This is a genomic window from Streptosporangium sp. DT93 (assembly GCF_049844535.1).
Lineage (GTDB): Bacteria > Actinomycetota > Actinomycetes > Streptosporangiales > Streptosporangiaceae > Streptosporangium.
Genome location: NZ_JBNCLF010000018.1, coordinates 51795 through 70029 on the forward strand (window position 1 = coordinate 51795; position 18235 = coordinate 70029).

Sequence of the window (18235 nt, forward strand, 5' to 3'; positions counted from 1 at the left end):
TGTCCCTCCGGGGCCGGGCCGCGCACTCCGTACGCGACGAGGGTTCCGGATCCGCGCAGTGAAGGGGCGGCCAACTGTCGGGATCCGGCCATGGCCCCGCCCGCGCCGGACCGGCACGATCGAAGGCATGACAGCGGTGGTGGAGACCGAGGGGCTCACCAAGTTCTACGGCGGACGCCGGGGACTTGAGGATCTCGACCTGGAGATCCGGCCCGGGGAGGTGTTCGGGTATCTCGGCCCGAACGGCGCGGGAAAGACGACCACGATCCGGCTGCTCCTGGACGTCATCCGTCCCACCAGGGGGCGGATGACGGTCCTGGGAGCGGATCCGCGGGACGCGGCCGTGCGGAGCAGGATCGGCTACCTGCCCGGCGAACTGGCCCTGGAGGGCAGGGAGAGCGCCGAGAGGTATCTCGCCTTCCTCGGCGCGGTGCGCGGCGGCGTCCCCGAGGGGCGGATCAGGGGGCTGGCCGAACGGCTGGAGGCCGACCTGTCGGCGCCGATGGGCAAGCTCTCCAAGGGCAACCGGCAGAAGATCGGCCTCATCCAGGCGTTCATGCACGAACCGGAGTTCCTGATCCTGGACGAGCCGACCAGCGGCCTGGACCCGCTGGTGCAGCAGGAGTTCCTGTCGATGGTCCGCGAGGTGCGCGCCTCCGGCCGTACCGTGCTGATGTCCTCCCACGTGCTGGCCGAGGTCGAGCACGTCTCCGACCGGGTCGGCATCGTGCGCTCGGGCAGGCTGGTCGCGGTGGAGGAGGTCGCCGCGCTCCGTGAGAAGGCGGTGCGGCGGGTGGAGTTCCACTTCGACGCGCCGGTGCCGCGCGAGGCGTTCGAGGACCTGCCCGGCGTACGGGACCTGCGGGTGGAGGGCGCCGGGGTGCGCTGCACGATCGACGGGCGCCCGGACGCGCTGGTGAAGGCGGCGGCCAGGTTCACGGTCGTGCACATGGTCAGCGCCGAGCCCGACCTTGAGGAGATCTTCCTGACGTACTACAGCGGAGAGGAGGCGCGCCATGCCCGCGCTGACGTCGAAGAGCCTGCGTGACCACCGCAGGGCGCTGATCGGCTGGACCGTGGGGATCGGCGCGTTCTTCGGGCTGTACCTGTCGTTCTACCCGAACATCGCGAGCAACCCCGACCTGTACGGCGCCGCCGCGCTCAAGAAGTTCCCCCCGGCGATGCGCGACCTGATGGGGGGCCTGGCGGGTGGCTTCACCAGCGGTTCCGGCTTCCTGCAGGCGCTGGTCTACCAGCTGTTCGGGCCGCTGCTGTTCATCATGTGCGCCGCGGTGCTCGGCAACCGGGCGATCGCCCGGCCCGAGGAGGCGGGCACCCTGGAGCTCACCCTCACCCTGCCGATCACCCGGCGGCGGCTGCTCCTGGAGCGCTTCGCGGCGCTGGCGCTGTCCCTGCTCGGCGTGGCCGCGGTCACCCTCGTGATCGTGCTGGCCCTGTCGGCGGCCGTCGGCCTGGGGGTCCCCGCGGGCAGGATCCTGGCCGGTCACACCGGGGTCTTCCTGCTCGCCCTCTTCTTCGGCACGCTCTGCCTGACGGTGGGCGCGGCGACGAGGCGCCCGGGGGTCGCCCTGGCGGTGGTCGGCGTGGTCGCCGTGGCCGGGTACGTGGTCGAGACCATGGGCAAGGACGTGGACGCGGTCTCCTGGCTGCGCTGGATCTCGCCGTTCCACTACTACCTCGACGGACGGCCGATCCAGCTCGGGTTCCCCGTCTGGGAGTATCTCGTGCTGGCGGCGGCGACCGCGGTGCTGGTGCTGGTCGCGATACCGGCCTTCGACAGGCGTGACGTGGGAGTCTGATGGACGAGCTGCTCGGCGGCCACCTCCGGGTGTTACGGGAGGCGGCCGCCACCGGCAGGCCCCCCGGCCGGGCCGAGCTCGACGACTGCCGCGCCACCGGGACGCTGGCCGCCGAACGGGGCCTGAGCGTGCGCGCCCTGGTCGAGGCCGCGCTGGCCGGGGCCGAGTCGGTGACCCCCGTCCCCCTCCCTGCCCTGCGGCGGACGATCTCCGCCCTGATGGAGGGGTACGAGAACGCCCAGCGGTCGGCGCTGCGCCGCGAGGACGACGCGCGCCGGGAGTTCGTCGACGACCTGCTCCAGGGGCGCGCCGACCGGCTCGCCGAGCGGGCCGAGCACTTCGGCCTGCGCCTGGCCGAGACCTACGTGGTGGCCGTGGCCCGCCCGGCCGCCGGGGACGGCCTCGCGAGCGGTCCCGGAGGGGGTCTCGGGAGCGGTCCGGAGGAGGCGGGCGGTCCGGCAGCGGCGCGCGTTTCCGGGGGCGTCGATTCCCCCGGGTCTCCCGGGTCTCCTGGCTCTCCCGGACCTCCTGGGCTTCCCGGTGTTCCCGAGGGGACGGCCAGGCGGATCGAGGAGGCGCTGATCGCCAGGTTCGGCTCGCACAACGTCCTGGTCGCGGTCCGGGAGGGGATGCTCGTGTGCGTAGCGCCGGGGAGCCTCACCGTCGCGACCGGCGAGTTCACCCACCACGTGCGCCAGGCGTTCGCGCCCGGCTGGCGGGTCGGGCTCGGACGGCCGCACCGGGGGCCTGGCGGGGTGGTCACCTCCTACCGGGAGGGGGCCGGCGCCATCGGGCTCGGTGACCGGCTGGGGCTGCGCGCCCCCGTGCTCAAGGCCGCCGACCTGCTGGTCTTCCCGGTGCTGCTCCGCGACAGGGCGGCCATCGAGGACCTGGTGACGACGGTGCTCAGCCCGCTGCTGGAGGCGCGCGGCGGCCCCGGGCCGCTGCTGGACACCCTGGAGGCCGTCTTCGCCTCCCAGGGCAACCAGACCGCCGCCGCCCGCAGGCTCGGCGTCAGCACCCGGGCCGTCACCTACCGGCTGGAGCGGATCCGCCGTCTCACGGGCTTCTCGCCGGACGACTCCACCCAGCGGTTCACCCTGGAGACGGCGGTCCTGGGCGCCCGCCTCCTGGACTGGCCCGCCCACCCGCTGACCTCCTGAACCGGCCCGTCCACCCACTGAGCCGCTGGACCGGCCCGCCCGCCTGAGGATCAGGGGATCAGGAGCACCTTTCCGGTCGTACGGCGGGCCTCCAGGTCCTCGTGGGCGCGGGCGGCCTCCTCCAGCGGGTAGCGCTCGGAGACGTGTACCCGCAACTGCCCTGAGGCCACCCACCCGTAGAGGTCCGAGGCCCGCCAGGTGAGCTCGTCCCGGGTGGCGACGTGGTGGGTCAGCGTGGGACGCGTCAGGAAGAGAGAGCCGTTCCTGGCCAGGACCTGCGGGTCGACGGGCGGGACCGGGCCGCTGGCCTGGCCGTACAGCGCCATCATGCCGCGCGGGCGCAGCGAGGCGATGCTCTGGTCGAAGGTGGCCGCGCCCACGCCGTCGTAGACGACGTGCACGCCGGAACCGGTCAGCTCGCGGACCGCCTCGGAGAAGCTCCCGTAGCGCAGCACCTCGTCGGCGCCCGCCTGGCGGGCCAGCGTCTCCTTCTCCTCGGTGGAGACCGTGCCGATCACCCGGGCGCCGCGCAGCTTGGCGATCTGGGTGAGCAGCAGTCCCATGCCACCGGCGGCGGCGTGCACCAGCACGTCGTCACCGGCCTTCACCTCGTACGTGGAGTGCGTCAGGTAGTGCGCGGTCAGCCCCTGGAGGGTGACGGCCGCCGCGATCTCGGGCGCCACCCCGTCGGGCACGGCGAGCAGCTTGGAGGCGGGCACCGCGATCCTGGAGGCGTAACTGCGCGGCACGCTCGCCCAGGCCACGGCGTCGCCGACGGCGAAGTCGCGGACGTCCTCGCCGACCGCGGCGACGATGCCCGCCCCCTCCTCGCCGGGGACGAAGGGAAGCGCGAGCGGGTAGCGTCCCATCCGGTGGTAGACGTCGATGAAGTTCACCCCCGCCGCGGCGACGTCCACCAGCACGTCGCCCGGGTCCGGCTCGGGGTCGGGATGGTCGGTGCAGGTGAGGACCTCGGGTCCGCCGGTGGCCGAGACGACTATGGCGCGCATGGTGCTGAACTCCTTCTGTGGGTCGGGTCCGTCCATCCTCCCCGGCACCGTGCGGATCACTCGCCACCCGGTGCCCCGGAGCGAAACCACCCGGTGCTCGGAGCGGGACCACCCGGTGCCCCGGAGCGGGATCGCACGGTGCCGGGACCCGCAGCGGGACCCGCCGGGATGTCCGCCGCGGGGCGTCGGTCTCCCGGCAGGTGCCCTCCGCGATGTCCCTGAGAAGGGCTCCCGGGTCAGGGTTGCCCGGTGGTGGCGGGGCCGCGCAGGGTGAAGTTGTCGACGGCGACCTTGAGCACGGCGTTGCTGTTCTCGCCCACCCGGGCGATCACGCCGATCAGCCCGCTGGGCAGCGGGCTGTTGCTGTCCAGGTAGCTCTGGACCCGCTCGTCGCCGACCCACATGGTGAGCTGCACGCCCCCGTCGACCCCGGTGCACTCGGCCGAGAGCCGGGAGGCCTTGTCCTTGACCAGTTCGACCTTGACCGGTTTGGTGAGCTCGCCCCCGGCGGTCTTGACGACCTTGCGGATCCGGGCGTTCCCCGCGGTGTCCAGCAGGAACTCGTACCGGGTCGCCCTGTTGTCGTCCGCGCCACGGCAGAACAGCCCGTACTCGCCCAGGCCCGTGCTGCCGGTGCGGACCGCGACGTCGGCGCCGACCAGGATCCGGCTCGGCGTCACCGGCGTGGGGGTGGCCGTGGGGTCGGGGGTGGCGGGCGGCGCGGGCACGAAGGGGATCGGGGCCTCCTCGCGCTTGAAGGCGGACTGGCCGTTCACGTCGATGGCGTAGTACCCGTAGGAGGAGTACCCGTAGGCGTTGATCGTCGGATCGTAGGCGCCGCCGCTCCAGCCGGTGCCGCTCTGGGTGAAGTCGTCCTGGTAGAGCAGGGCCAGGTTGTCGGGCGGGCCCGCGGGGGAGAGCGCGACACGCAGGCCGATCGCGCCACCGGCCACCACCAGGGCCGCCACGACCGCCCCGACGACCAGCTTGCGCCGTCCGGCGGACGATCCGCGCGGGACGGCTCCGGGACCGTCCGGCCCGCCGCCCAGCAGCGTGTGGCCGGGCCCCCGGTGGGAGGCGTCCGGTCCCCGGTACGAGGCGTCGGGCGCGGTCGGCGGCGCGCCGGAGACGGTCTGGCCGGACCAGGCGAACGCCGGGGCCGGACCCGGCCCGTGGAAGGCGCCGGTCGGAGCCGTACCGGCCGGGCCGGGCCCGCCAGGCTGCGGGCCCGCGGGGCCGCCCCAGGGGCCGCCCTCCCGTGCCGGACCCTGCCAGGAGGTCCGCACCGAACGGGCGGCCTGCTCGGGTTCGGCGTCACGGCCGACCAGGTGGTCGAGGAGCTGCTGGGACGTGGGCCGGCGTCGCGGGTCCTTGGCCAGGGCGTGGCCGACGATCCCGCGCAGCGTGGGTTCCATGCCCTCCAGGGAGGGCTCGGTGTTGAGCACCTGGTAGAGCACCGCGGGCAGCGCCTCGCCGCCGAAAGGCGCCCGCCCGCTCGCGGCGAAGACCATCAGGCATCCCCACGAGAACACGTCGCAGGCGGCCGATACCGGCTCGCCGCGCAGCACCTCGGGCGCCATGTAGCGGGGGGTGCCCAGGATCTCGCCGGTCCCGGTCATCCCGCTGAGCGTGTCCAGCGCGCGGGCGATACCGAAGTCGATCACGCGCGGGCCGACGGGGGAGAGCAGCACGTTGGACGGCTTGAGGTCGCGGTGCACCACCCCGGCGCCGTGGATGGCGGTCAGCGCGGTCGCCACCCCGACGGCCAGCGCGTCCAGGCTGGAGCCGCGCAGCGGACCGCCGGAGTCGACGGCCTCCTCCAGGTTGGGGCCGGTGACGTACTCGGTGACCACGTAGAGCTGGTCGCCGTCGAGCGCCGCCTCGATGACCGCGGCCGTGCAGAACCGGCGGACGCGCTGCGCGGCGTCGGCCTCGCGCCGGAAGCGCATCCTGAACCGCTCGTGCTGGCTGTACTCCGGATTGATGACCTTGATGGCGACCTGTTGCCCGTCGGGGGACGTGCCGAGGTAGACCGTGCCCATCCCGCCTCGGCCCAGCCTGCCGAGCACGCGGTACCGGCCGATCTGCAGGGGTTCGTCGGGACTGAGGTTGTTCACCCTTGTACCTAACCGCATACGCCGTCACATGAGGGGATCAGCCTACCGACCCCTTGTCACCCATCAGGAGTCGCAACAGCGGCTAGGTCCACTTTTTCCAGGTCGTCCTCACGGCCGCGCACGCGGCGGGAGCTCACCGCCCGCCCGCCCGTACGCCGGGCCGGGGCGGTGCCGTCGCGGGAGTGGCGTGCCCCTCGGTGTCCGTGGCGCGGCGGACGTCGCCGCGTTCGCCGGTGATCGGGGGCTTGCACCTGGCGGCGTGAGAACGTATGTTCGATACTCCAGGCCCGCCTTCCCCCGGGTGCTCGCTCGAAAGCCGCGGGGAGAAGAATCGTTGTGAGCAGACTCTACGGTGACCCTGTCGAGGTGTGGACCCGTGAGGGGCGGCCCGTCCAGTTCGTCTGGCGTGACCGCCTCTACACCGTCCATCGGGTCCTCGACCACTGGGTGGTCGCGCGCGAGTGGTGGAAGATCTCCGAGAGCGACCCGGGAGAGCGCCGCTTCTGGCGGGCCGAGGCCGCGACAGGCGGGCGGGCCGGCACCTACGAGCTCAGATTCGACACCGCCGGGGCGGACTGGCTGCTGGTACGGGCCTGGGACGACTCCCCGCCCTGATCGTCCACCACCCGGCCGGGCGTTCACCGGGCGGCGCCGACCCGGACGGGCGTCGATCGGCCGGTGTCGACCGGCCGGGTGTTCACCGGCCGCCGGTCCGGTCACCGCCGGTGGGCCGCCGGGCGGTTCACTGGCCGGCGGGGTGGACCTCCTGGGGACGTTCCCGCTGGGCCGACCGCTCCTCGGCCCGCGACGCCGCCTGCTCCTCGGCCCGCTCAGGGACGTGCTCCGGGACGTGCTCCGGAGCCCACTCCGCGGTCCGGTCCGAGGCCCGGTCCGAGGCCCGATCGGAGGCTCGGTCGGAGGTCCACTCCTGAAGCCGGTCAGGAGCCCATTCCGGGGGGCGTTCCGTGGCCTGATCCGAGTCGGTCGTCTCCCGGACCGCCTGCGGCGCCACCACGTCCCGGTTCGTCACCTCCGAGGTCGTCACCCTCGGGGGCGTCACCTCCGAAGTCGTCTCCCGGGCCGTCGGCGCGGAGACGGCCGGCGCGGAGACGGCGGGGGAGTCCTGGGGAAGCGGGTCCGAGGCGAGGTACGTGGCCGCCTTCACCGGGGGCGGGGAGAGACGATGTCCCGTCGTCTCCTGGCGGCGGTGCCGGGCGCCCGTGGCCTGGACGGCGCTGATCTGCCGGACGGTCTCCCCGCAGAGCAGCGCGGCGACCGCGACCGCGGCCAGTTCGAGCACCCCGAAGCCGGTGAGGCTCGTCCCGTCACGGGAGGCACCCGGCCAGAGCCGTACCAGCACCAGCGTGAGGGCGACCAGCCAGCTCAGCCACCACGCGGCGACCAGCGCGACCCAGCGCTCCCGGCGGTCCGGCGGCGGGTGCGAGGCCCACCACAGCCGGTCGACCAGCAGCGCGGGGGCGAAGAGGTTGACCACCGGCACGAACCAGCTCACCACCACCGGGACCACCGCGGGCCGGTCGGCGTACCGGCGGGCGCGGATCAGCCAGTTCAGGTACGCCACCGCGCACGCGATCGCGGTCGCGGCGAAGAGGATGATGAGAATGGCGAAGACCGTGACCGCGCCGAAGACCGCTTCCGCGCCCGGGGCCTGGGGGTCGCCGCCGAGCCGGGAGATCTCCATGACCAGGCGCCGGCCGCGGGCCTGCTCGAACACTGCAAGGGCGGCGGACGCGAGCACCAGCGCGGTGAGCGCGAGGTAGACGGCCGAGGTCGCCCTTTTCTGTAGAGATGGGATAGAGCGCATGTATATCTCCCCCCGCCATGCGCCGAGGACCTGCCTCTTTCCTATCCCGTAGGTACTTCCGCTAATCGGACCCGTCCGGCCCATCCGTCCCGCGTGGCCCTTTCGGCCCCGTTCCCCACGTCGTGATCCGGTCCGCGCCCTCTCCGGTCAGGTCATCCGTTCACCGGATCCCCGGATCCCCGGATTCCCGGGGGAGCCCCCCGATCCGTCAGAGCCGCCCCGGTCCGTTGAGGCCGCCCAACCTTGTCAGGGCGGTCCGGAGGCATCGGGTCCGTTCAGTTCACGGTGCCGGACTCCCAGGCCCACGCGGCGATCTCGACCCGGTTCCTCGCGCCCAGTTTCACCTGGATACTCCCGAGATGCGTCTTGACCGTGGAGAGGGAGACGAAGAGCTCGGCGGCGACCTCCTGGTTGGTCCGCCCCCTGGCCACCAGCCGGACCACGTCCATCTCGCGCTCGGTGAGCGGCTCGTTGGGAGGCATGCCCGTCCCGCTCCGCGGGTGGGCCAGGTGCGCGAGCAGGCGTACGGTGACCGACGGCGAGACCAGCGCGTCCCCGGCCGCCGCGGCACGGATCGCCTCGATGAGCAGCGTCGGCCCGCTGTCCTTGAGCAGGAAACCGGTCGCGCCGGCCCGCAGCGCCCCGTAGACGTACTCGTCCAGGTCGAAGGTGGTGACGATGACCACCTTCATCGGGTTCGGCACCCCCGGCCCCGCCAGGATGCGGGTGGCCTCCAGGCCGTCCAGCTTGGGCATGCGGATGTCCAGCAGGCACACGTCGGGCCGCAGTCTGCGCGCCAGCTCGACGGCCTCGGCCCCGTTGGCCGCCGTCGCCAGGACCTCCATGTCCTCCTGGGCGTCCAGGATCATCTGGAACCCGGTTCGTACGAGTTCCTGGTCGTCAGCGATGAGCACCCGAATCGTCACCTGATGGATTCTGCCAGTCCCGTACGAGGCCGGGATCGGACATCCGGCCGATCCGCCCGCGCGCGACGCGTCCGGCCGGCTCTCGTCCCCGTCGGCCGGTGATCCGGGCCTCGCGAACGTGCTGCACGGGCCGGGCGGCGGGCACGCCTCGGCGGTGGCCCTCCGGGACCCGGTTCAGGCTCCGGTCGGGGACCGGGTTCAGGACGCGGTCCGGGACTCGGCGCGGGACCCGGTCCGGGTCAGCCCAGGACCAGGTCCCGGATCGCCCGCAGGGAGGGCTCGTCCCGGGGGCCCATGATCATGAGGCTGCTCACCGGGCTCTTGCGCCACGGCTCCAGGCGTTCGCGGATCCGGCCAGGCGGGCCGACCAGCGAGATGCCGTCGGCGAGCTCGTCCGGGATCGCGCGGAACGCCTCGTCCCTGCGGCCGGCCAGGTAGAGGGCCTGGATCTCCTCGGCGGCCTCGGCGTAGCCCATCCTGCCGATGATGTCGGCGTGGAAGTTGCGGCTCTTGGCGCCCATGCCGCCGATGTAGAGGGTCAGCATCATCTTGACGCCGTCCAGGGCCGCCCGGACGTCGTCGGTGATCGAGACCAGGACCATGGCGGCGACGTCGAAACCGGGCGCGGCCCCGGCGAGCGAGGGGCCGTACATCTGCTCGATCTTCTCGGGGAACACGAACAGCGGCAGCCAGCCGTCGGCGATCTCGGCGGCGAGCGCGACGTTCTTCGGGCCCTCCGCGCCGAGGTAGAGGGGGATCTCGCTCCGCAGCGGATGGGTGATCAGCTTCAGCGGCTTGCCCAGTCCGGCGCCGCCGGGGTAGGGGAGCGGGTAGTGCTCGCCATCGCTCGTCACCGGCTCCTCGCGGCGCCAGACCTTGCGCATGATCTCGACGTACTCGCGGGTGCGGGCGAGCGGTCTCGGGAACGGCATGCCGTACCAGCCCTCGACCACCTGGGGGCCCGACGCGCCGATGCCCAGCAGCAGCCGCCCGCCGGTGAGATGGTCGAGGGTCATCGCGGTCATCGCCGTCGCCACCGGGGTCCTGGCGGAGATCTGCACTACGGACGTGCCCAGTTTGATGCGGGACGTCCGTGCGCCGTACCAGGCCAAGGGGGTGAAGGCGTCGCTACCGTAGGCTTCTGCCGTCCAGACGGACTCGTATCCCAGCCGCTCGGCGGCCTGGACGAGTTCGGTGGCGTCGTCGGCGTTCCGCTGCCAGTAGCCGAGGCTCAGGCCGAGCTTCAGGTCGGTGCTCACGGGGGCCTCCTCGTGACGTGCGCCGGGCGCGCCCCGTAATTAGAACACGTTCTATATTGGTCGGTCGAGTGTGAGGTGTCGATATCGGTTCTCCTGGGAAGCGTGCCTTTGTGCTCAACGCAGCTCGCAAACTCCTCTCCCTGATCTCCCTCCTCGCGCTCGCCGCCGTGGGAACGGTCCCGGCCGTTGCGCACGCGGCGGGGCGGCCCAACATCGTGCTGATCCTGGTCGACGACCTGGAAGCGGGAGATCTACAGAAATTTCCCAATATCGCCGGTCTGCTCGGGCGGAGCGGTACCGCGTTCGAGCGGTTCTTCGTGTCCAACTCCTGGTGCTGCCCGTCGCGGTCGTCGATCATGCGTTCCCAGTACGTGCACAGCCACGGCGTGCTGACCAACACCGCCCCCGAGGGAGGCTTCACCAAATATCATCTTTCGGGGTTGGAACGCTCCAATATCGGGACATGGATGAAGTCCGCCGGGTACCGGACCGGCCTGATGGGCAAGTACCTCAACCACTACCCCGGCGGCACGACCGGCGCCGCCTACGTGCCTCCCGGCTGGGACGAGTGGGACGTGCCGGTACGCAGGCTGTACGAGGAGTACGGCTACACGCTCAACGAGAACGGCACGCCGCGCGCCTACGGGTTCACCCCGCAGGACTACCTGACCGACGTGCTCAGCGCCAAGGCGGCCTCGTTCGTCTCCCTGCCGGACGACGACCCGTTCTTCCTCTACCTCGCCCCGGTCGCCCCGCACAACCCGGCCAACCACGCCCCCCGGCACGCCGCCGCCTTCGCGACCGCGTTCGCCCCCCGAACACCCTCCTTCAACCAGTTCGACGTCACCGCCGAACCCCTCTGGCTCAGGTCGCTCCCGCAGTTCGGGGCCGGGACGGTCCGGCGGATCGACCGGCAGTACCGCAACCGGCTGCGGGCCATGCTCGGCGTGGACGACATGGTTGGGACCCTGGTGGAGTCGCTGAGGGTCTCCGGGAAGCTCGACGACACGTATATCTTCTTCGCCTCCGATAACGGGTTCCACCTGGGCCAGCACCGGATCGCGCTGGGCAAGACCACCCCGTTCGACGAGTCCATCCGCGTCCCGCTGCTGGTCCGCGGCCCCGGCGTGCGGGCCGGTGGCGTGGTCGGCGACCTGGCCGCCAACGTGGACCTGGCCCCGACCTTCGCCGACCTGGCCGGGATCACGCTCCCGGCCTTCGTCGAGGGCCGGTCGCTGCTCCCGCTGCTGCGGGGCGAGCGGCCGCCGTCGTGGCGCCGGAACGTGCTGCTGGAGTTCAACCGGCCGGTCAACCCGTCCTCGGCCCGCCAGACGCCGGTCCCGGCCTACCAGGGGATGCGGACCGGCCGGTACACCTTCGTCCGCTACTCGACCGGCGAATACCAGCTCTACGACCTCGCCGTCGACCCCTACCAGCTCCGCAACATCGTCGCCCGGACCCCGCTGCCGGTGATCGCCGAGTTCAACCGGCAGCTTGACGCGCTGGTCTCCTGCTCGGGCGCCACCTGCCGGAAGGCCGACGCGGCCGAGCCGCCCGCGCTACCCGTCACCCCCCACCTGATCACCCCGTGGAGGCAGTGAGATGCCCGGATAGGCCCGCTGCAGGTGCGCCTCCACGGCGGCCGACGCCTCCGCCGCGTCCCCGTCGGCGATCGCCCGGTGGATCCGGCGGTGGTCGGCCGTCAGCCCGGCCGTGTCGCCGAGACGCTCGACCGCCTCGATCGCGTACCGGCGCAGCGAGTCGCGCAGGGAGAGCATCATGGCGGTGGTCAGCCTGTTCCCCGAGGCCTCGGCGATGGCCACGTGGAAGGCCGTGTCGTGCTCGACGAACTCCTCGGCCGTCGTCGTGGCGTCCATCCGCTCCAGCGCCGAGGTCAGGGCCGACAGGTCGGCGCCGCGTACGGCGGCGTGCGAGGCCGACCACCGCTCGATCATCAGCCGGGCGTCGACGACCTCCTCCAGCGAGAGGCTGGCCAGCCCGAGGTGCAGCCTGAGCAGGTCGCTCAGGGCCCCGGCCGGCCGGGAGATGAGGAAGGCGCCCGCGTCCGGACCCCGGCCCACCTGCGACGACACCACCCCCAGCGTCTCCAGGACGCGCATGGCCTCGCGTACCGAGGAACGGCTCACCCGCAGCTGCTCGGCGAGCTGCCGTTCGCCGGGCAGGCGGTCGCCGACCGTGAGACCGTCGTCGGCGATGCGCCGCTCGATCTGGGCGATCACGTCCTCGAAGGCCCGGGTACGCCGGACCGGTTGCCAGCCGTTCAACAGGCCTCCGTCTTGTGGGGAATGTGGTCAGACCATACTGTGGTCAGACCATGGAACGGAAGGAGTGCCGTGCGCGTCGCCCTCTTCATCACCTGCGTGAACGACACGCTGTTCCCGGGCACCGGACAGGCGGTCGTCACGCTGCTGCGCCGCCTCGGCTGTGACGTCGAGTTCCCCCGGGCACAGACCTGCTGCGGCCAGATGCACGTCAACACCGGCTACCCCGACGAGGGCAGGCGGCTGGCCGGGCACTTCGTGGAGGTCTTCGCCGGGTACGACGCGATCGTGGCACCCTCGGGGTCGTGCGCGGCGATGGTCCGCGAGCAGTACCCCCGGCTGGCCCGTACCCCTGAGGCGGCCGGGATCACGGCCGGGGGCGGGACCGCGACCGGCGGGCCCGTCTCGTTCGCGGCCGCGGTCGCCGAGACGGCGCCGAAGGTGTACGACCTGTCGGAGTTCCTCGTCGACGTCCTCGGCGTCACCGACGTGGGCGCCTACTTCCCGCACCGGGTCACCTACCACCCGACCTGCCACTCGCTGCGCGGCCTGCGCGTGGGCGACCGGCCGACGCGGCTGCTCGAACAGGTCAGGGGGCTGGAGCTGGTCCCGCTGCCCGGCGCCGAGGAGTGCTGCGGGTTCGGCGGCACCTTCGCGGTGAAGAACCCCGCGATCTCCGCGGCCATGTGCGCGGACAAGGTGCACAACGTCACGACCACCGGGGCCGAGGTGCTCTGCGCCGCCGACAACTCCTGCCTGATGCACATCGGCGGCACCCTGCGGCGCCAGCGCACCGGAGTGAGGACCATGCACCTCGCCGAGATCCTCGCCGCGACGGAGGTGAACCGATGAACGCCCCCGGCGCCCGGACCGGCCCGGCCCGCAGGGCGGCTCCCCCGACGGAGCCCCGGACAGAGCCCCGGACAGAGCCCCGGACGGGCGGCACGTTCCTCGGCATGCCCGCCTTCCCGGTGAACGCCGCCGCGGCCGTGCAGGACTCCCAGCTCAGGTACAACCTCCGCAAGGCCACCCGGACGATCCGCGGCAAGCGGGCCGCCGTGGTCGGCGAGCTGCCCGACTGGGCCGAGCTCCGCAGGGCGGGCAAGGAGATCAAGGACCACACCCTGCGCAACCTGGAGCGCTACCTGCTGCGGATGGAGGAGGCCGTCACCGCGGCGGGCGGGCACGTCCACTGGGCCGCCGACGCCGCCGAGGCCAACAGGATCGTGGCGGACCTGGTCAGGGCCACCGGCGAGACCAGCGTGGTCAAGGTCAAGTCCATGGCCACCCAGGAGATCGGCCTCAACGAGGCGCTGGAGAGCGAGGGCATCACCGCGTACGAGACCGACCTCGCCGAGCTGATCGTCCAGCTCGGCGACGACTGGCCCTCGCACATCCTGGTCCCGGCGATCCACCGCAACCGCTCGGAGATCCGCGCGATCTTCCAGGAGAAGATGGCCGACTGGGGCCGGGCCGCGCCCGAGGACCTGACCGACGAGCCGCGCGCCCTCGCCGAGGCGGCCCGCCTGCACCTGCGCGAGCGCTTCCTGTCGACGAAGGTCGCGATCTCCGGCGCCAACTTCATGATCGCCGAGACCGGCACGCTGGTGGTGCTGGAGTCCGAGGGCAACGGGCGGATGTGCCTCACCCTGCCCGAGACGCTGATCAGCGTGGTCGGCATCGAGAAGCTGCTGCCGAGCTGGCGGGACCTGGAGGTCTTCCTGCAGCTGCTGCCCAGGAGCTCCACCGGCGAGCGGATGAACCCCTACACCTCCACCTGGACCGGCTCGACCGAGGGCCAGGAGTTCCACCTGGTGCTCCTCGACAACGGCCGCACCGGCGTACTGGCCGACGAGGTCGGCCGCCAGGCGCTGCGCTGCATCCGCTGCTCGGCCTGCCTGAACGTCTGCCCGGTCTACGAACGCGCCGGGGGCCACGCGTACGGCTCGGTCTACCCGGGGCCGATCGGCGCGATCCTCACCCCGCAGCTGCGCGGCACCGCCTCGGAGCTGGACGCGTCGCTGCCGTACGCCTCGACGCTCTGCGGGGCCTGCTTCGACGCCTGCCCGGTCGCCATCGACATCCCCGAGGTCCTGGTCCACCTGCGCGGCAAGGTCCGCCACGCGCGGGCCGAACGGCTGGGCATGCGCGCCGCGGGCTGGGTGTTCGACCGCCCGGCGCGGCTGGCGCGCGCCCAGCGCCTCGGCGGGCGATTGCGCAGGTTCGTCCCCGGCCGCCTGCCGGGACCGCTGTCGGCCTGGACCGACACCCGCGACATCCCCGACATCCCCGCCGAGTCCTTCCGCGACTGGTGGGGCCGTACCGACGGAGGCACGCGATGACCGCCGCAACCCCCGCCGGGGCTCCGGCCGACGGAACTCCGACCGCCGGGTCCTCCACCGCCGGGTCCTCCACCGCCGGGTCCTCCACCGCCGGGTCCTCCACCGACGGGGTCCCGGCTGATGGAACTTCCGACGCCGGGACCCGTGCTTCCGGGACCCGTGCTTCCGGGACGGGGAGCAGGGAGCGGATCCTGGCGAGGATCCGCTCCGCCGTCGCCGGAGCCCCGGACGTCGAGATCACCCGCGCCTACCGCACATCGCCGGTCACGCTCCCGGATTCGGCCTCGGCCCTGGCTCCGGATTCGGATTCGGATTCGGATTCGGGGACAGCGGTCGCCGGTGCGAAGATCGTGGAACTGCTCGCCGAGCGGGTGGCGGACTACCGGGCCGTCGTGCACGTGGTGGACGAGGGCGAGGTGGCCGCGACGATCGCGGCGGCGCTGGCCCGCAGGGGCGCCGTCCGGACGGTGGTCCCCGACGGCCTGCCGCCCGCGTGGGTGCCGGCCGACCCGCTCACCGACGACCCGCCGCTGAGCGCGGCCGAACTGGACGGTGCGGACGGGGTCCTCACCGGGTGTGCCGTGGCGATCGCCGAGACCGGAACGATCGTGCTGGACGCCGGACCGGGCCAGGGGCGCCGGGCGCTGACGCTCGTCCCGGACTACCACCTGTGCGTGGTACGCGCCGCGCAGGTCGTGGCCGGGGTTCCCGAGGCGCTCGGCAGGCTCGACCCGTCCAGGCCGCTGACCTGGATCAGCGGCCCCTCGGCGACCAGCGACATCGAGCTGAACCGGGTGGAGGGCGTGCACGGACCCCGCACGCTGGAGGTCGTCGTCGTCCGCTGAGCCACGAACCCGCACCGGCCTCCCGAACCCGTACCGGTCTTCCGGATGCACCGGTCTCTAGAACCCGCATCGGTCTCCCGGGCGCACCGGTTTTTCGGGCTCGCGCCGGTCTCCCGGACGCGCCGGCCTTCCGGGCCCGCACCGGCCTCCCGGGCCCGTACGGACGCCTCGGTCCGCCTGGAACCTCTCGGCCGTAAGGAGACCGCGGCCTGTCCGGAAGCGATCCGGCATGATCCGCGCGGTGCGGCTGGACCTCCCCCGCATGTCCGGTTACCGTGCCAGGGCGCGTCGTCCGGAGCGTCCTTCGCCGGGGGAGGGCTCACCGGCCGCCATGGCGAGTAGGAAAAATGTGATTTACCGATCCGTTATCTGTCCATGGGGTGCCACGATCGGATATTGTCGCCAGTCGCACTCGCGTAACCCCAGGTCAAGGTCATTGGAGTCCTGTTTCCATGAAACCGCCGCTGCTGCTCATCGGGCAGGGCTCGCACGATGACAGTGGATCTGCTGAATTCGGCAGGTTCGTCCACCGGCTCCGCTGCCGCCTGGACCAGACGGCGGCCGACGTCTCCGGCGGTTACATCGCCAGGGCCAGGCCGCGCCTCAGTGACTCGGTCGCCTCGCTGGTCGCGCGGGGACACCACCGGATGGTGGTCCAGCCGATGAGCCTGACCGGCGACGTGCGGCTCGGCGCCGACATCCCCGCCGCGATGGCCAGGGAGCAGGAGAGGCACCCCATGCTGACCTGCGACCACGGCCGCCCCCTGGGCTCCGACCCCCGCGTTTTGGCGCTGCTCGCCGAGCGCCTGGCCGACGCCGCCGCCGAGGTCGCCAGCCTCCGGCTGGTCCCGGCGGCCGCCGGGCCGTTCGACGACGAGCCCGAACGCATCGAGATCGGCGAGACCGCGGTGGTCCTGGTCGGGGACGGCTCCACCAGCCCCGAGACCAACGCCGACGTGCACCGCGTCTCGCGCCTGTTCTGGGAGACGCACGCCCACGAGTACATGACCGTGGAGACGGCCTTCGTCTCGCTCACCCCGCCCGGGGTGCCCGGGGGCATCGAGCGCTGCCGTCGCCTCGGCGCCAAGCGGGTGATCGTCGTGCCGTACCTGCTGTTCGCCGGGAACCTGCTCGACCGCATCTGGGCGCAGTCCATGGCCTACGCCGCGGGTCATCCGGGGCTGGACGTCCGCTGCGCCGACGTCATCGGCGACTGCGAGGGCCTGGCCGACGTGGTCATCGACCGCTACGAGGAAGCGCTCAGCGGCATCGCCTGGTGACCCTGGGGTGGCCCTGGGCGATGCGGGCTCCCGGCCCGATGCCGGTTGGGATGCCCGGCTCGCGACCCGGTGACGGTCGGGATCCCTGACCGGTGAGCCCGGTGGCGGCCCGTGGTCCGGTGGTGGTCCGGGTGTTCGGCCGCCGGCCCGGAGGCGTTTCTGGTCCCCGGCTCGTGACCCGGTGACGGTTCCCCCTTGGCTTTTACCCGCTTTTCCTGAAACGCCGTTTCCGCGAGAGACTGGATCACATGACCACTCTTGAGGAGACCGTCGCGGCGATCCTTCCCGCCGACCGGGCGGCCGTCGCCGAGGCCAGAGCCCACCAGGACCGGCTGACCAAGCCGCAGGGCGCGCTCGGCGCCCTGGAGGACGTGGCCGTACGGCTGGCCGGAGCGGCCGGGGTCAGCCCGCCACCCCTCCCGGCCCCACCGGCCCTGGCGATCTTCGCGGCCGATCACGGTGTCCACGCCCAGGGCGTGACCCCGTGGCCGCAGGAGGTCACCCTGCAGATGGTCGGCAACTTCCTCGCCGGAGGCGCCGTGGCCAACGCCTTCGCCGCCCAGGTGGGCGCCTCGGTCACGGTGGTCGACGTCGGCGTGGCCGCCGATCTCGAACCCGCCCCCGGGCTGACGATCAGCAAGGTCGCCTACGGCACGGCCGACCTGTCCCAGGGGCCGGCGATGACCCGCGAGCAGACGGTCGCCGCGCTGGAGACCGGGATCGCGGTGGCCCGCGACCTCGTCGCGCAGGGGGCCCGCTGCCTGGTCACCGGGGACATGGGCATCGCCAACACCACGGCGTCGGCGGCGCTGATCTGCGCGTTCACCGGTCAGGACCCGGCCGTCGTGACCGGCAGGGGGACCGGTGTCGACGACGAGACCCTGACGCGCAAGGTCGAGGTGGTCCGCGAGGCCCTGCGGGTGAACGGCCTGGAGCGCGGGCCGGGCGGCGTACGCGAGGTGCCCGCGCTGGAGACGCTGGCCGCGGTCGGCGGCCTGGAGCACGCGGCGATCGCCGGTTTCGTCCTCGGCGGGGCGGCGCTGCGGGTGCCGGTCATCCTGGACGGCGTCATCGCGGGAGCCGCGGCGCTGGCCGCGGTGGCACTGGCCCCCGACGCCGCGGACCACTGCGTGGCCGGGCACCGCTCGGCCGAGCCGGGCCACGCCGTGGCCCTGGAGCACCTGGGCCTGCGTCCGCTGATCGAGCTGGGGATGCGGCTCGGCGAGGGCACCGGCGGCCTGCTCGCCCACCCCCTGGTGTGCGCGGCGATCAGGGTCATGCACGAGGGGGCGACCTTCGATTCCGCCGGAGTGACGGACAAGACCGCCTGACCTGCGAAAGTCTTGAACCCGATCAACGGGGGCCG

The 18235-nt window shown here is 72.8% G+C and carries 16 protein-coding genes; 10 read left to right on the top strand and 6 right to left on the bottom strand.

Translation table 11 applies throughout. The features are described from left to right. Positions 1 to 127 precede the first annotated feature (127 nt). From ACLQ2R_RS31125 to ACLQ2R_RS31135, 3 genes are read left to right on the top strand one after another with little or no spacing between them, the layout of a single operon-like run. On the top strand, positions 128 to 1048 hold the full coding sequence (locus tag ACLQ2R_RS31125) for an ABC transporter ATP-binding protein (RefSeq protein ID WP_386241247.1): 921 nt from the start codon (positions 128 to 130) through the stop codon (positions 1046 to 1048). After that, positions 1017 to 1820 carry an ABC transporter permease subunit gene (locus ACLQ2R_RS31130; RefSeq protein WP_425964645.1) on the top strand — a complete coding sequence of 268 codons (804 nt, stop codon included), beginning with the start codon at positions 1017 to 1019 and terminating at the stop codon, positions 1818 to 1820. Before ACLQ2R_RS31125 ends, ACLQ2R_RS31130 begins: the two co-directional genes overlap by 32 nt. Beyond that, entirely contained in the window at positions 1820 to 2983 is a 1164-nt protein-coding gene (locus tag ACLQ2R_RS31135) for a PucR family transcriptional regulator (RefSeq protein ID WP_425964647.1), read from the top strand. The genes ACLQ2R_RS31130 and ACLQ2R_RS31135 overlap by 1 nt, the downstream gene beginning before the upstream one ends. Before the next feature lie 50 nt (positions 2984 to 3033). Here ACLQ2R_RS31135 and ACLQ2R_RS31140 read toward each other — a convergent pair whose 3' ends face one another. Then, positions 3034 to 3993, bottom strand: a complete 960-nt coding sequence (locus ACLQ2R_RS31140) for a quinone oxidoreductase family protein (RefSeq protein WP_425964648.1) — start codon at positions 3991 to 3993, stop codon at positions 3034 to 3036. 236 nt (positions 3994 to 4229) lie between these two features. Next, on the bottom strand, positions 4230 to 6110 hold the full coding sequence (locus ACLQ2R_RS31145; RefSeq protein ID WP_425964650.1) for a serine/threonine-protein kinase: 1881 nt from the start codon (positions 6108 to 6110) through the stop codon (positions 4230 to 4232). 336 nt (positions 6111 to 6446) lie between these two features. Between ACLQ2R_RS31145 and ACLQ2R_RS31150 the strand changes: the two genes are divergently transcribed. Beyond that, positions 6447 to 6725, top strand: a complete 279-nt coding sequence (locus ACLQ2R_RS31150; protein WP_425964652.1) for a DUF6504 family protein — start codon at positions 6447 to 6449, stop codon at positions 6723 to 6725. 127 nt (positions 6726 to 6852) lie between these two features. On the opposite strand, the gene ACLQ2R_RS31155 is transcribed toward ACLQ2R_RS31150, so the two are convergent. The 3 genes from ACLQ2R_RS31155 to ACLQ2R_RS31165 form a co-directional block, all read right to left on the bottom strand. Then, complete coding sequence (locus tag ACLQ2R_RS31155) at positions 6853 to 7935, bottom strand: DUF4328 domain-containing protein (RefSeq protein ID WP_425964654.1); 1083 nt, start codon at positions 7933 to 7935, stop codon at positions 6853 to 6855. Between the two features lie 275 nt (positions 7936 to 8210). After that, a complete protein-coding gene (locus ACLQ2R_RS31160; RefSeq protein WP_386241222.1) occupies positions 8211 to 8861 on the bottom strand; it encodes a response regulator in 651 nt (216 codons plus the stop codon). Positions 8862 to 9100: 239 nt separating this feature from the next. Then, the gene (locus tag ACLQ2R_RS31165; RefSeq protein WP_425964656.1) at positions 9101 to 10120 is read right to left on the bottom strand and encodes an LLM class F420-dependent oxidoreductase; all 1020 of its coding nucleotides are present in this window, start codon (positions 10118 to 10120) and stop codon (positions 9101 to 9103) included. Positions 10121 to 10230: 110 nt separating this feature from the next. Between ACLQ2R_RS31165 and ACLQ2R_RS31170 the strand changes: the two genes are divergently transcribed. Beyond that, complete coding sequence (locus tag ACLQ2R_RS31170) at positions 10231 to 11721, top strand: sulfatase family protein (protein ID WP_425964658.1); 1491 nt, start codon at positions 10231 to 10233, stop codon at positions 11719 to 11721. Here ACLQ2R_RS31170 and ACLQ2R_RS31175 read toward each other — a convergent pair. Beyond that, positions 11680 to 12405, bottom strand: a complete 726-nt coding sequence (locus ACLQ2R_RS31175; RefSeq protein WP_425964660.1) for a FadR/GntR family transcriptional regulator — start codon at positions 12403 to 12405, stop codon at positions 11680 to 11682. The genes ACLQ2R_RS31170 and ACLQ2R_RS31175 overlap by 42 nt on opposite strands. A gap of 69 nt (positions 12406 to 12474) precedes the next feature. Here ACLQ2R_RS31175 and ACLQ2R_RS31180 point away from each other — a divergent pair, with 69 nt between their 5' ends. From ACLQ2R_RS31180 to cobT, 5 genes are all read left to right on the top strand, one after another. Continuing rightward, positions 12475 to 13254, top strand: coding sequence for a (Fe-S)-binding protein (locus ACLQ2R_RS31180; RefSeq protein ID WP_425964662.1), 780 nt, complete (start codon positions 12475 to 12477; stop codon positions 13252 to 13254). Between the two features lie 104 nt (positions 13255 to 13358). Beyond that, positions 13359 to 14744 carry a lactate utilization protein B gene (locus ACLQ2R_RS31185; RefSeq protein ID WP_425964664.1) on the top strand — a complete coding sequence of 462 codons (1386 nt, stop codon included), beginning with the start codon at positions 13359 to 13361 and terminating at the stop codon, positions 14742 to 14744. Then, positions 14741 to 15589 (top strand): LutC/YkgG family protein, encoded by an 849-nt coding sequence (locus ACLQ2R_RS31190; protein WP_425964666.1) that lies wholly within the window; start codon positions 14741 to 14743, stop codon positions 15587 to 15589. The genes ACLQ2R_RS31185 and ACLQ2R_RS31190 overlap by 4 nt, the downstream gene beginning before the upstream one ends. Before the next feature lie 452 nt (positions 15590 to 16041). Beyond that, positions 16042 to 16869: a sirohydrochlorin chelatase gene (locus tag ACLQ2R_RS31195; RefSeq protein ID WP_425964668.1), complete on the top strand. Its 828-nt coding sequence runs from the start codon at positions 16042 to 16044 to the stop codon at positions 16867 to 16869. 248 nt (positions 16870 to 17117) lie between these two features. Beyond that, entirely contained in the window at positions 17118 to 18200 is a 1083-nt protein-coding gene (gene cobT / locus ACLQ2R_RS31200) for a nicotinate-nucleotide--dimethylbenzimidazole phosphoribosyltransferase (RefSeq protein ID WP_425964670.1), read from the top strand. The last annotated feature ends 35 nt before the right edge of the window (positions 18201 to 18235 follow it).